General features: G+C 59.9%; 11 protein-coding genes. 5 read left to right on the forward strand and 6 right to left on the reverse strand.

Annotated elements, in window-relative coordinates:
• Positions 1-67: 67 nt before the first annotated feature.
• The 3 genes from ACIPSK_RS07790 to ACIPSK_RS07800 all read right to left on the reverse strand — a co-directional run bounded on the left by ACIPSK_RS07790 (position 68) and on the right by ACIPSK_RS07800 (position 2,903).
• Complete coding sequence (locus ACIPSK_RS07790) at positions 68-898, reverse strand: DUF6030 family protein (RefSeq protein WP_446532807.1); 831 nt, start codon at positions 896-898, stop codon at positions 68-70.
• A 426-nt stretch (positions 899-1,324) separates the two neighbouring features.
• Positions 1,325-2,047, reverse strand: coding sequence for a ribonuclease activity regulator RraA (locus tag ACIPSK_RS07795; protein WP_017967670.1), 723 nt, complete (start codon positions 2,045-2,047; stop codon positions 1,325-1,327).
• Between the two features lie 70 nt (positions 2,048-2,117).
• Positions 2,118-2,903, reverse strand: coding sequence for an IclR family transcriptional regulator (locus ACIPSK_RS07800; RefSeq protein WP_170255606.1), 786 nt, complete (start codon positions 2,901-2,903; stop codon positions 2,118-2,120).
• A 213-nt stretch (positions 2,904-3,116) separates the two neighbouring features.
• Here ACIPSK_RS07800 and ACIPSK_RS07805 point away from each other — a divergent pair, with 213 nt between their 5' ends.
• From ACIPSK_RS07805 to ACIPSK_RS07825, 5 genes are read left to right on the forward strand one after another with little or no spacing between them, the layout of a single operon-like run.
• Positions 3,117-4,637: an ABC transporter substrate-binding protein gene (locus tag ACIPSK_RS07805; RefSeq protein WP_170255605.1), complete on the forward strand. Its 1,521-nt coding sequence runs from the start codon at positions 3,117-3,119 to the stop codon at positions 4,635-4,637.
• Between the two features lie 36 nt (positions 4,638-4,673).
• On the forward strand, positions 4,674-5,594 hold the full coding sequence (locus tag ACIPSK_RS07810) for an ABC transporter permease (protein ID WP_017967673.1): 921 nt from the start codon (positions 4,674-4,676) through the stop codon (positions 5,592-5,594).
• Positions 5,591-6,508, forward strand: coding sequence for an ABC transporter permease (locus ACIPSK_RS07815; RefSeq protein ID WP_446532808.1), 918 nt, complete (start codon positions 5,591-5,593; stop codon positions 6,506-6,508). Before ACIPSK_RS07810 ends, ACIPSK_RS07815 begins: the two co-directional genes overlap by 4 nt.
• On the forward strand, positions 6,508-7,479 hold the full coding sequence (locus ACIPSK_RS07820) for an ABC transporter ATP-binding protein (protein WP_162115806.1): 972 nt from the start codon (positions 6,508-6,510) through the stop codon (positions 7,477-7,479). The genes ACIPSK_RS07815 and ACIPSK_RS07820 overlap by 1 nt, the downstream gene beginning before the upstream one ends.
• Entirely contained in the window at positions 7,476-8,477 is a 1,002-nt protein-coding gene (locus tag ACIPSK_RS07825; protein WP_446532809.1) for an ABC transporter ATP-binding protein, read from the forward strand. Before ACIPSK_RS07820 ends, ACIPSK_RS07825 begins: the two co-directional genes overlap by 4 nt.
• An 89-nt stretch (positions 8,478-8,566) precedes the next feature.
• On the opposite strand, the gene ACIPSK_RS07830 is transcribed toward ACIPSK_RS07825, so the two are convergent.
• The 3 genes from ACIPSK_RS07830 to ACIPSK_RS07840 all read right to left on the reverse strand — a co-directional run bounded on the left by ACIPSK_RS07830 (position 8,567) and on the right by ACIPSK_RS07840 (position 12,623).
• Entirely contained in the window at positions 8,567-10,687 is a 2,121-nt protein-coding gene (locus ACIPSK_RS07830; RefSeq protein ID WP_446532810.1) for a carboxy terminal-processing peptidase, read from the reverse strand.
• Between the two features lie 149 nt (positions 10,688-10,836).
• The gene (locus ACIPSK_RS07835; RefSeq protein ID WP_446532811.1) at positions 10,837-11,316 is read right to left on the reverse strand and encodes an MEKHLA domain-containing protein; all 480 of its coding nucleotides are present in this window, start codon (positions 11,314-11,316) and stop codon (positions 10,837-10,839) included.
• A 116-nt stretch (positions 11,317-11,432) separates the two neighbouring features.
• Entirely contained in the window at positions 11,433-12,623 is a 1,191-nt protein-coding gene (locus ACIPSK_RS07840) for a M20 aminoacylase family protein (protein ID WP_017967677.1), read from the reverse strand.
• Between the last annotated feature and the right edge of the window lie 31 nt (positions 12,624-12,654).

The following is a 12,654-nucleotide window of genomic DNA, read 5'->3' on the forward strand; positions in this document are numbered from 1 at the left end:
AACGTTGAAATCGTCAACGTTCAGACAAGCTCCAGCCTGATCCTGGATGTGACTGGCACTTGCTACGTCATTGAGCGCAATTGGCAGATTTCGACGCGCCCAAGCGGTCCGTGAGGATGAGGTTTGCGGGAACATTGCGGGAATTTGTTGCGGCTAGCCAGCGCTCAGTCGAAAAATAGGTCTTCGTCCTCACCTGCGGACCTGACGTCGCCTTAAGACCAAGCACAAAATTGAAGTTATTTCCGCTGCCGGCTTCGCGCGTGAAGCTGAGATAGGAGCCAAATCGTTCGTATTCGACGTTTCGAAGGTCTTGGATCGACGCAAGAGTATCCTCGAAATCATGCCAGCACGCCTGCTTCACAATGATCTCGAATATGCGCAGGACCGCCGGGGCGAGACGTCCCTGGGCGTCGGTCGACGGCCCAATGATCTTGGCGCGGATCTCAAGAATATTGCCCATTTCATCTCCACGAACCTTAAGGAAGGTTGAACTGATGGGACGCACCTCGTCCCGTTCGTAGATGCGCTGAAAATAACATTCATAGCTGCGATTGCGCATCGATGCGGCTTTCCACTCGCTCATCTCGATGCCGGCCTCTCGAAGAGCGCCGCACATATTCCGCCCCGAGACCCGCCACACCCGCATAAACTGACTTGCCAGCTCCAGCTTCGGGACTTCGATCAGCTGCAGCGATATCGTCGTCGACGGGAGGGGAGAAGGAACCGCAGGATCCGGGCGGGCGGCTGTGTGAGATGATCGTGCAGCCTTATCGAGAGCGCGATCGTCAACGCGCCCGAGATCTTCGTGGATTTCATGGTAAAAAACAACGATGCCCGCAAGAAGCAAAATTGATATCAAAAGCCCTGGCCAAAGGAGGGACCGGCGGTTCCTCGGCATTGGGAAAATCCGCTGCCAACGGGAACTTTCGCGACGAGGATCGACTGCTGATGGCACTTTATCCACGGCGCGACCTCACAAGCAAATAGGAGCGGCTGCGAGTTCGAACTCAATCAATCTCGATCCTATTTGCGATCAACCGGTGTCGGTCGGGGCACGGACCAAGCAACCCTGCTGACGCCTCCCTCTGAGATGAGCAACAGATGCGAAAAACGGTACAGTCTGTCCGACTCACCTTCGACCCAGTAATTGTGAAGTGGCGTGTATGGAGCGTCAAGCAGCAACGCTAGTTGATGGCGCTCGTTCCCTAATATCCCCGCGGCGGCTTTGCAATGTCGGCAGCACCGGAGAGCGTTTCAAAAGAACGAACGCACGGGTTAATCTGTGAGCAGACGAAGCCTTAGACAATGCTTTGAAGCAATGCTGTCATGCCGTCATTTGACGCGCTTGGCGCCAGGCCTCATAACGCTCTAGGGTCTGCTGGTTTGGCGGGTATACGCCCAAGGTTGATTTGCCTGACTCGATTTCCAGCTTGAGAAACTCTTCCTGCTCCTCCATCGCGACAGCTTCTTCGGCAATGTCATCGACATATTCCCGCGGAATAACGATCACCGCTTCGCTGTCGCCAAAGATGATGTCATCGGGATAAACGGCGACGCCGCCGCAGGCGATTGGCTGATTCATGTCTGAGGCATGGTGGGCAACCAGGTTCGCCGGCGCAGCCGGTCCCATGCAGTAAGTCGGGAGCCCCAGCTGCGCGACATCGGCCGTATCGCGGACGCCGCCGTCGAGCACGAGACCGGCGGCGCCACGATAGACGAGACGACGGGCGAGCATGGCGCCGATGCCGGCGACTTCCGCCAAGGAGCGGCAATCGAAGACGAGGACATGGCCGTCGGGGATCGTGTCGATGGCCTTGCGCTGTTGATTGGATGGATCCGAACTATAAGTCGAACCGTCGATATCTTCCCGTGCGGGGATATAGCGTACAGTGACCGCCGGGCCGATCATCGGCCTGCCGGCGTTCGCCAGCGGCCGCACGCCGCGAACCGCGGTATTCTTCAGGCCACGCTTCAGCAACAGAGTGCTGAGACTTGCAGAATTCGTCCGCAAAAGCTTTGCGTAAACTGATGGGTCCAAAGCCGTCATGAGATCCTCCATTGTCCGGTGGAAGCTCTAGCATAACGAGAAGATAGTTCAATAAAGAATTTTATGTTTCCTATTTGGACAATAGCTGCTTGCCATTGATCGCCTTTGTCAAGATGGCGGCACCCTCCACAACCTCGCGCTTGATTGCGCGCGCCCTGTCCGGCGTCGCTTCACCAATGAACGGGACGCTGATCGTCGCGACGAGTCGACCTTCGGAATCGAAGACGGGGGCGGCAAAGGCCCGGAGGCCAAGGTTGGATTCCTGATTGTCCTCGGCGCAGCCATTGCGCCGAATTTCAACGAGTGCCTCCTTCAGCGCCTCCGGATCGGTGATCGTGTATGGCGTCTTCGACTCCAGCCCGCCGCTGCAATAGGCCTCGATGTCACCGTAGTCCGAATAGGCAAGGGCGAGCTTGCCGGCGGCGCCGACATGTTTACGCGAGCGGCTGCCGACCTTGATGAAAAGCGAATAATCGCCGGGACTGGAGGCTGCAAATATCGTCATCATCTCGTTGCCTTCGGGGGCGGCCAGCCGAAAGGATTCGAAAATGCGGTCAGCCGCAGCCGTCAGGATCGGCCTTGCCGCCTCGATTACCGTTGCCCTGTCGGCGCCGGGCGAGATGCGCCGCGCAAGCTCGACGAATTTTGGCCCCAACTCGTAGGACGCTCCACCATTCACCCGCGCTACAAGCCCATGCGCTGCCAATGAATTGAGGATCCGATAGACGGTCGAACGCGGAACTCCAAGCTGATCAACCAGCGCGGCCAGGGAAATTCCCGTCTTCGCATCGGCAACGGCCTCAAGCAGGTGGGCGGTCTTTTCGACGACGGGTGACCCATGTTTTGGTTCAATCATGAACTTTGAATTCCAAATGAGAATGTGATATTGACTTCGCCGGACCGAGCGGGCATGCTCAGTGGCGTGAGTGTCACATTTGACACTACGCGCTTGGCGGAGGAAGTAAAGCCATTGGATGCCCGCTCAGGCGGTGCGCAACCGGATGGTTTTCACACAGACGGCACCGCGATGGACGGGATGCCGCTCGTTTGGATCTGGAGGAGGGATTTCATGAAGAAGATGAAGGGTATTGGCGCGCTGAGCATGGGGTTGGCATTTCTGCTGGCTCCGGCCAGCGCAATTCGCGCCGACGCTGCCTCGGATAAGCTGACGGTGGTGGTGACCGACGAACCGAAATCGCTCGATCCCTGTGATACCGACCTTTCGGGCAATTCTCGCATTCTGCACAACAACATCACCGAAGCGCTCGTCAACCTGAGTCCGGCCGACGGATCGGTCGTCCCGAGCCTTGCCACCAGCTGGCGGCAAGTGGACGAACTGACCTGGGAATTCAAGCTTCGCGACGACGTCACCTTCCACGACGGCAAGGCCTTCGATGCCAATGCCGTCGTTGCCGCTCTCAAGCGGGCGCAGGATCCGGCACTGGCCTGCGAAGTCGGACTTGCGACGCTGAAGGGCGTCAAGTTCAATGCAGAAGCGGTGAGCCCGACCACCCTCCTCATCAAAACCGATATCGTCGAGCCGATCCTGCCGAACAAGATGTCCGCCGTGGACATCGGTTCGCCGGCGACCCCGAACGACGGAAAGTCGCGCTCCCCGGCTGGAACCGGACCTTACAAGCTTGCAGCGTGGACGCCCGGGCAATCGGTCGACCTCGTGGCCTATGACGGCTATTGGGGCGACAAGCCGGCGATCAAGAACGCAACCATCATCTGGCGCGCCGAATCCGCTGTTCGCGCGGCGATGGTCGCCACTGGGGAAGCGCAGATCGCCTATGAAATAGCGCCCCAGGACGGCACGACGGAACGGGATCATGCCTTCCCCAACGCCGAAACCTCGCTGCTGAGGATCGACGCGGAAATTCCGCCGCTCAACGACCAACGCGTGCGTGAAGCCCTTAATCTTGCGATCGACCGGGACGGCCTTGTCGGCACCATCTTCCACCAGGATGCCCAAAAGGCGATGCAGGCGGTGCCGCCGTCCGTCTTCGGCTTCAATCCCGACATCCCCGTCTGGACGTATGATCCCGAAAAAGCAAAGTCCCTGCTCGCCGCGGCGAAAGCCGATGGCGTGCCGGTCGACAAGGAAATCGTCATCTACGGCCGCATCGGCATCTATCCCAATTCGTCCGAAAGCCTGGAAGCCATTCAGGCGATGCTCGCGGATGCCGGCTTCAATGCCCGGCTCGAAATGCTTGAAACGAGCCCGTGGCTGAAGAAGCTGCTGAAACCTTGGGACAAGGAACGTCAGCCGTCGATCCTGCAGACGCAGATCGACAACACCGAAGGCGATGCCGTATTTACGCTGCCGAACCGTTTTACCACCGACGGCAACCAGTCGACCATCGCCGATGCCAAACTCGACGCGATGATTGCCAACGCGTCGAAGGCAACCGGCGACGAACGCGAGAAACTGTTCGAGGACGCGTTCAGCTACATCGCCGTCGATGCGATCAATATCGTCCCGCTCTTCCACATGGTCACGATTGCCCGCGTCGCGGAGAACGTCACCTATACGCCCGATGTGCAGGCCGGCAACGAGATCAAGCTTAAATCGATCAGCTATCGCTGACCGCCCGGACTGGTCGCCGAACCTTGAGGAGAGCGGATGTCCTTCACCTACTTCCTGAGACGTGCGGCCTTTGCGGCACTCGCGCTTGCAGCATTGATGACATCCGCCTTCTTCCTGGTGCGGTTGACGGGCGATCCCGTCAATCTCTACCTGCCCGTCGATGCCTCGGATGCGGCCCGCGAAGCCATGCGCGTCCGTCTCGGCCTCGATCGTTCCCTCCCGTGGCAATTCCTCGATTGGGCCGGGGACATGCTGAGCCTCGATTTCGGCACGTCGCTTTGGCACAACCGCCCGGCCATGGATGTTGTCCTTGAGGCGTTGCCGAATACGCTGGCGCTCGGCGCCATTGCCTTGACCCTGGCCTTTATCGCTGCCGTCATCATTGGATCGATTGCCGCTGTGAACGCCGGCGGCTGGATCGACCGGGCTATCAACGTGCTGTCGCAGGCAGCGGCCAGCGTGCCGGATTTCTGGCTCGGGCTGATGGGCGTCCTGCTGTTTGCCGTCACCTTGCGCATTCTGCCGACATCGGGTTTCGGCGGTCCGATCTATTGGATCCTGCCGGTTGCCTGTCTTTTTGCCAGACCGTTCGGGACGCTGGTGCAGATTGTCCGCGGCTCGATGATCGAAGCACTGAATGCGACATTTGTCCGGACTGCGCGGGCCAAGGGCGCGCGCGGCGGCCGGGTGACCTTCGTGCATGCACTGCGCAATGCCCTCCTGCCCGCGGTGACCGTGACCGGAGACCTCGCCGCCCAGTTCGCCGGTGGCGGTGGCGTCGTCGAGGTTGTTTTCGGGTTTCCCGGCATCGGCAAGCTGCTGATCGACGGCATCCTGAAGCGCGATTTCGCGATCGTCCAGGCATCGATCTTCGCGGTCGCCGTCGTCATCTTCTTCATCAACATCCTGGTCGACATGCTCTATGCATCGATCGATCCGCGCGTGAGGGTCGAATGACCAGCACGTCCGTCGACATCCTCCCTGCCGACGAGCGCCGAAGCCGTCGCATCTTGTGGTTCGTGCGCGCGCTCGCGGGTGACCCGATGGCGATCGCTGCGACAATCTGGCTGCTGATCGTCGTCCTTGCCATCCTTGCGGATGCATCGTCGCTGCTAGGCGGAAACCGCATTTCGCTGAAGGCGCGCAACCTGCCGCCCTTCGATTTCGGCCAGTCCTGGACGTTGTGGCTGGGCGCCGACGCCCTTGGGCGCCCACTCCTCGTTCGCCTCATGCAGGCGGCATCGACGACCATCGGCATAGCGCTTGTGACCGTTCTGACGAGCCTGATCGGCGGAACGCTGCTCGGCGTGATCGCGGGTTACTTCGGTGGCATCATCGGCAACCTTGTCATGCGGATATGCGACATCATCCTGGGTTTCCCGACGCTGCTGGTGGCGCTCTTCGGGCTCTATCTGTTCGGCCCGAGCGTCGGCAACCTCATCATCGTGCTCGCCGTTACCCGTATGCCTGCCTATATCCGCGTCGCAAGAGCCGAAACTCTGGAAGTCCGGGAGAGGCTTTTCGTTGATGCGGCGCGCGTCTTCGGCGGCGGGCCTGTCTGGATATTGCGCAATCACATTCTCCCAAGCGTCGCTCCCACGATGCTGACGCTCGCCTCGGTCAATCTCGCCATGGTCATGCTGTTCGAATCCGGGCTGAGCTATCTCGGTCTCGGCATCCAGCCGCCTGCCGTGAGCTGGGGTCTGATGGTGGCGCAAGGCCAGGGATATCTGTCATCCGCCTGGTGGCTGGGCTTTTTCCCCGGCCTGGCTGTGATGCTCACGACGATGTCCTTCAATCTCCTCGCCAACTGGTTCCGGATCGTCAATGACCCGTCGCAGCACTGGCGTCTTGTCAGCCGGAGGCGCTGATGGCTCTTCTCGAAGTCAAGGACTTGCAGGTCAGTTTCGATACGGCCGCGGGCCGCATTCTGGCGCTCAACGGCGTTTCCTTTTCGCTCGAGCGTGGAGAGGTCCTGGCGCTTCTCGGCGAAAGCGGCTCCGGCAAGTCGGTGACCGCGTCGGCGATCATGGATCTCGTTCCCAACCCGCCGGGCGAAATCAATCAAGGATCGATTCGATTCGACGGTGTCGAGCTGTTGCAGCTCTCGCGAAACGAGCGGCGCGATCTCTGCGGCGATCGGATCGCCCTGATCTTTCAGGATGCGCTCGCAGCGCTCAACCCGGTCTACTCCGTGGGCTGGCAGATCGCAGAAATGTTCCGCATCCACGGCCGCACTCCGAAAGGTAGTGTCGAAGAAGCCGTGATCGACCTTCTGACGGCCATCGGCATTCCCGACCCTGAAAGTCGTGCCAGGCAATATCCGCATGAGTTTTCGGGCGGCATGCGCCAACGCATCATGATCGCCATGGCCGTGGCACTGGAACCGGATGTCATCATCGCAGACGAGCCGACGACGGCGCTCGACGTCACGATCCAGGCGCAGGTGGTCGATCTTTTGGAGACGATCCGCAAACGCAGCGATGCCGGCATGATCTTCATCACCCATGATCTCGGCGTCGTCGCCGAACTCGCCGATCGCGTCGCCGTCATGTATGCCGGCCGCGTCGTGGAGACCGCAAGCGTCTTCGAACTGTTCGAAGATGCCCGCCATCCTTACAGCGTCGGATTGCTTGCCTCGCAGCCGCGCATGGACACGGATGAAGACGAATTGGTGCCGATCCCCGGCTCCGCACCCAATCCTGTCGCCCTGCCTTCCGGCTGCGCATTCAGAACGCGCTGTCCACGCGCCGAAGGGCTCTGTGCCGAGGTCGTCCCCTCTCTTGAAACCGTAGGGTCGGGCCGCCAGGCCGCCTGCCACTTCCCGGTATCACCAGTATGATCGAACCTCTGCTGAAGGTCCAAAACCTCTCCCGGCACTTCGGCAGCGCCTCGGCGCCGGTGCGTGCCGTCGACGATGTCAGCTTCGAGATTGCCAAGGGAGAGACGCTCGGCCTCGTCGGCGAAAGTGGTTGCGGCAAAACCTCGCTGGTTCGGACGCTCTTGAAGCTTGGACCGGCGACAAGCGGCAGCGCTTTGCTTGACGGTGTGGACATTACGACAGCCAGTGGCCGGCGGCTGCATGAATTGCGCCGCAAGATGCAGGTCGTTTTCCAGGACCCCTACCAGTCGCTCAATCCCCGCATGTCGGTCGATCGGCTGATTTCCGAACCCTGGGCGTTGCAGCCGGGGGTCGTGCCCAAGAGCAACTGGCGTGAAGAGACGGTCAAGCTGCTCGAATCCGTCGGGTTGCGCGCCGAGCATGCGGACCGTTATCCCTCGGAATTTTCAGGCGGCCAGCGGCAGCGCCTTGGCATTGCCCGCGCTCTCGCGCTTAATCCGACACTTCTTGTCTGCGACGAGCCTGTATCGGCCCTCGACGTCTCGGTCCAGGCGCAGGTGATCAACCTGCTGGCCGGATTGAGGCGCGAGCGCAATCTGGCGATGCTGTTCGTCGCGCATGATCTCGCCGTCGTGCGGCATGTCTCGGATCGTGTGATGGTCATGTATCTCGGCAAGATCATCGAAACGGGGCCGAAGCAATCGATCTTCAGCGCGGCGGCTCATCCCTACACGCAGGCCCTGATGTCGGCGGTCCCGACACCCGATCCGAGGCGTCGCGCGCAGCGCAAGCGCATCGTCCTGCAGGGCGATCTGCCGAGCCCCGCCAATCCGCCCAGCGGATGCCGTTTTCGAACGCGTTGCTGGAAAGCGACGTCGATCTGCGCAGAACAGGAACCTGCCCTGACCGCGCGAACGCCGGCCCCTGGTCTTCTGACCGCCTGTCATCACGCCGACCCGGAAATCGCCAACACAGCGCCTGATTCGGACACTGCATGAGTTCCCTCGCCTTGAAGGGAGCTGAACCCAGGCCCATTATGCCAAGGTGATCGCAAAGCTGCGCGCACCGTTGCGCCGGTCAACGACGATTATTTTCCGTTCGTGTTTCCCGGTTCTTTCGTGGCTGCCCTTAGCACGCCTTCCTGCAGACCCGCCTCGTCGGCAAGAATGGCGACGGTCTCGTCCAGCAAGACGTCTTTTGCATTCTTGCGAGCATTTTCAATGGCAATATCAGCACTCAGGCTGCGCTCGCCTGCCTCCAGGCCATCATCTCCAAGATCCTCGCCCTCGCCATCCCCTGCTTCCGCTCGATCCTTGAACCGTTTCTCGCGAGCAGCCGCTTCTTTGCGACGTTCGGCCTCATTGAGGGAAACAATTCCTTTCTCGCGCTGCGCCTTGAGGTCGGCAATGTCTTTTAGCAGGCGTTGGAAGTCCGGATTGCTCTCAACCCGCGCATCATGGCGGCTTTTCAATGTCGGCAGCAACGTCGTGATCGTATCGGCGGGCGTGTAGTTCGCGGGCTTGATCTCAGCCCACGGCAGGGCATTGTCATAGCTGGTCTCGCCGAAACTTGTCGGATCGGAAAGTCCTGGCAAGCTGATATCTGGCGTCACACCGTGCAACTGCGTCGTACCACCGTTGACCCGGAAAAACTGGGCAATTGTCACTTTCAGCTCCCCGAACTCGGGTTTGCTGTTGCGAACAATCTGGTCAAGATCGACGACGGTTTGAACGGTGCCTTTCCCGAAACTGGGTTCGCCGACGATCACACCGCGACCATAATCCTGGATTGCCGCAGCAAAAATCTCCGAAGCCGAGGCCGAGCCGCGATTGATCAGGACACCCATCGGACCTGTCCAGACAGGCGCTGCAAACTCAGCGCTTTTGACCTCGATCTTGCCGTTGCTGCCACGTTGCTGAACGACCGGGCCACTGCCGATGAAGAGACCGGTCAAATCAATCGCCTCGTCCAATGAACCGCCGCCATTGTTGCGCAGGTCGATGAGCACGCTGTCGACCTTTTCTTGCTTCAGTTCGTCGAGAAGCTTGGCGACATCGCGGCTTGCACTTTTGTAATCCTGGTCCCCTTTGCCCTTGGCGTCGAAGTCCTCATAAAATACCGGCAGAGTGATGATCCCGATTTTACGCGTCGCGTCGCCCGCCTTAACGGACAGCACAGTCTTCCTGGCGGCCTGCTTGTCGAGACTGATTTTATCGCGGACCAGGCTGATGACCCGATGCGTGCCATCTGCTCCGGCATCCGCCGGCAGGATGTCCAGCCGCACGACGGAGTCTTTTTTCCCTCGTATCATCTGCACGACTTCATCAAGGCGCGTGCCCACCACTTCTTTGATCGCCCCATCCTTGCCTTGACCAACGCCGGTAATGCGGTCTCCGACCGCGAGCTTGCCGGACAGCTGCGCCGGCCCGCCAGGCACGAGTTCACGGATCGTCGTGTAGTCGTCGCGTTCCTGCAGTACAGCACCGATACCATACAGCGAAAGCTTCATCGAGACATTGAAGTCGGCTGAAGCGGCCGCGCCGAAATAGTCCGTGTGCGGGTCGATCGAGTTTGAATAGGCGTCCATGAACGACTGGAAAACGTCGTCGCTTTTAAACTTGTAAGCGCGCTCGAGCGTGTTTTCATAACGTTTGTCGAGTGTTTCGCGAATAGCCGCGTCGGCTTTGCCGCCCAGCTTCAGCCGCAACCAGTCACTTTTGACGCGCTTGCGCCAGAGCTCATTGCTCTCGGCTTCCGACTGTGGCCACGGCGCTTTATCGCGCAGCACCGAATAATTTTCCTGCGCACTGAAATCGAAGCCCTGCTTGAGCAGGCCGCGCGCGTAGTTCATGCGGTCGACAACGCGCTGTTCATAGGCATTGAAAATCGCAAATGGGATCTTCAAGTCCTTCCGTTCTATTGCATCGTCGATCTCGGTGCGGTCAGCCATGAACCTGTCGATATCAGCCTGCAGGAATAGCATGCGGTCCGGATCAAGTGACTTGATGAACGCATCCATGATCCTGGCCGACAGGGCGTCGTCAAGTGGAACGGGCTTGTAGCTATACCGCGAAAGAAATTGTGCGCTCAAATCCGCGGCTTGTGCCTGTCGCTTCAGCGGCGCCAAAACAGGCGGTGATGCGACTTCAGCATATGCGGACTGTGCAATTGCAAGAAATGCACCAAGGAAAACGTAGGCTATGCGCATTCAGCGTTGATCCAATTCTTAATGCCGAGTGTCGATATGCGATCTATGTGACGCAATCATGGTTTTTTGGCAACCGAGTGGCAAACGACATGGTTTGCAAAGTCGCGGAAACATATGCGGCGCATGGTCGGCGTCTCGGCAGCCGACGCTCAATCCGCCTGCACGTCTTGCCAGGAGTCGAATGTCGCAGCCTGACCGCGACGGCATCCGCTGCGGTCGACGAGATTCCAGACGATGGCCTTCTCGATATAGAAACGCCGTCCTGATTTGGCGATGCGAATTCCGCGATAGTCGGCGATAAAGCCATTCGTTGTTACGGCGCTCAACAGCCTGTCACGTTCGGCGCGATCGGGCGCCTCCGCCGACAGACGGGATGGCAAAGTGATGAACTCGTCCCACGAATATTCGAAGCAAGCCTGGGCCGCGCGGTTTGCATAGATAAAGCGCGGATCGGCGTCGGTGTTGTGGGCAAGGACAACTGCCGGCGAATGGTCGTAGAGCCATTCAGCACCCTCGCCTCGCGGCGCCAGACGGCGTCCCACACTTCGTTCGAAGCTTTCCGCCATCAGTGCGTAAAACTGGAGATCGTAAGACAGGTCGAGTCCGGCGTCGTTATAATCGGCAATCATCCTGCGCACCCTGGATTGCGGCGAGAGATCCTCACTTCAAGGGGCTACAAATTCCTTTTGCGCTGCAGAAAATGCAAGCTCCAAATGCGACGCTGTAAAGCATGGCGACCGAGACTTCAGGCGTCGTCCTGGAGGTAGCGTTCCGCAAGCCTTGCCCACATTGCCGCGCCAACCGTCAGGCTGGCATCGGCGAAGTCGTATTTGGGGCTATGCAGGATGGCGGAATTCGTACCATTGCCGAGACGCAGGAAGCTTCCCGGCTTGTGCTCGAGAAAGTGGGCGAAATCCTCGCTGCCGGGGATGAGCGGGCAGGTCGCGACCTTGTCTTCGCCGACCAGTTCCGCCGCCACGATCCGGGCGAAATCCGTCTCGGCAGGCGAGTTGACGACGACAGGATTGCCGCGATCGTAGTCGATCTCGATCACAGCATCGTGACCCTCGGCCACAGAGCGGGCGAGCTTGGTGATGCGCTCCTGCAGGAGGTCGCGAATGCGGGGCTCGAAGGAGCGCACGCTCAATGCAAGCTTGGCATATTCCGGAATGACGTTGACTGCATCGCCGGCATGGATGGTGCCGACGGTGATGACAGCCGTTTGGGTCGGATCGAGGTTGCGCGAGATGATCGTCTGCAGCGAGACGACGAGATTGCAGGCCACGACCACGGGATCGATGGTCAGGTGTGGCCGTGAGGCATGACCGCCTTTGCCCTTGATAGTCATCTCGACGGTATCCGATGCCGCCATCATCGGGCCGGATCGCAGCAGGATGGTGCCTTCGGGAGCGCCGGGGTGGTTGTGGAGGCCAAAGATTGCGTCGAACGGAAACCGCTCGAACAATCCGTCGGCGATCATCGCCTGGGCGCCGCTATCCTTGCCCGCCTCTTCCGCCGGCTGGAAGATCAGTGTCACCGTTCCGCTGAAGCGACGGGTGCGGGCGAGATATTCGGCTGCGCCGAGCAGCACGGTCGTGTGGCCGTCATGGCCGCAGGCATGCATCTTGCCGGGGGTGCTGCTGGCATAGGGTAGCCCGGTTTCCTCGACGATCGGCAGCGCATCCATGTCGGCCCGGATGGCGATGCCCCTGCTGCCCTTGCCGGCGCTGAGCCGGGCGACCACGCCGTGTCCGCCGACATTGCGGGTCACTTGATAACCCCAGCCTTCCAGCTTTTCGGCGACGTAGCGCGCCGTCTCCGCCTCTTCGAAAGAGAGTTCCGGATGGGCATGCAGGTACTGGCGGGTCGCCTTCAGCTCCGCCTCCATCGCTTCGAAATCGGGAAGGCGGGCATAGGCATTGTCGAGCGTGGGCATGAAAACATCCAGTTTTGATCGAAAGGAACCA

The organism is Rhizobium sp. LARHSG275 (genome assembly GCF_052871115.1).

What these genes read in the sequence shown, in the direction of transcription:
- ACIPSK_RS07790 (WP_446532807.1), bottom strand. Translation starts at nt 898, where the DNA reads ATGCCGAGGAACCGCCGGTCCCTCCTTTGGCCAGGGCTTTTGATATCA.
- ACIPSK_RS07795 (WP_017967670.1), bottom strand. Translation starts at nt 2,047, where the DNA reads ATGACGGCTTTGGACCCATCAGTTTACGCAAAGCTTTTGCGGACGAAT.
- ACIPSK_RS07800 (WP_170255606.1), bottom strand. Translation starts at nt 2,903, where the DNA reads ATGATTGAACCAAAACATGGGTCACCCGTCGTCGAAAAGACCGCCCAC.
- ACIPSK_RS07805 (WP_170255605.1), top strand. Translation starts at nt 3,117, where the DNA reads ATGAAGAAGATGAAGGGTATTGGCGCGCTGAGCATGGGGTTGGCATTT.
- ACIPSK_RS07810 (WP_017967673.1), top strand. Translation starts at nt 4,674, where the DNA reads ATGTCCTTCACCTACTTCCTGAGACGTGCGGCCTTTGCGGCACTCGCG.
- ACIPSK_RS07815 (WP_446532808.1), top strand. Translation starts at nt 5,591, where the DNA reads ATGACCAGCACGTCCGTCGACATCCTCCCTGCCGACGAGCGCCGAAGC.
- ACIPSK_RS07820 (WP_162115806.1), top strand. Translation starts at nt 6,508, where the DNA reads ATGGCTCTTCTCGAAGTCAAGGACTTGCAGGTCAGTTTCGATACGGCC.
- ACIPSK_RS07825 (WP_446532809.1), top strand. Translation starts at nt 7,476, where the DNA reads ATGATCGAACCTCTGCTGAAGGTCCAAAACCTCTCCCGGCACTTCGGC.
- ACIPSK_RS07830 (WP_446532810.1), bottom strand. Translation starts at nt 10,687, where the DNA reads ATGCGCATAGCCTACGTTTTCCTTGGTGCATTTCTTGCAATTGCACAG.
- ACIPSK_RS07835 (WP_446532811.1), bottom strand. Translation starts at nt 11,316, where the DNA reads ATGATTGCCGATTATAACGACGCCGGACTCGACCTGTCTTACGATCTC.
- ACIPSK_RS07840 (WP_017967677.1), bottom strand. Translation starts at nt 12,623, where the DNA reads ATGCCCACGCTCGACAATGCCTATGCCCGCCTTCCCGATTTCGAAGCG.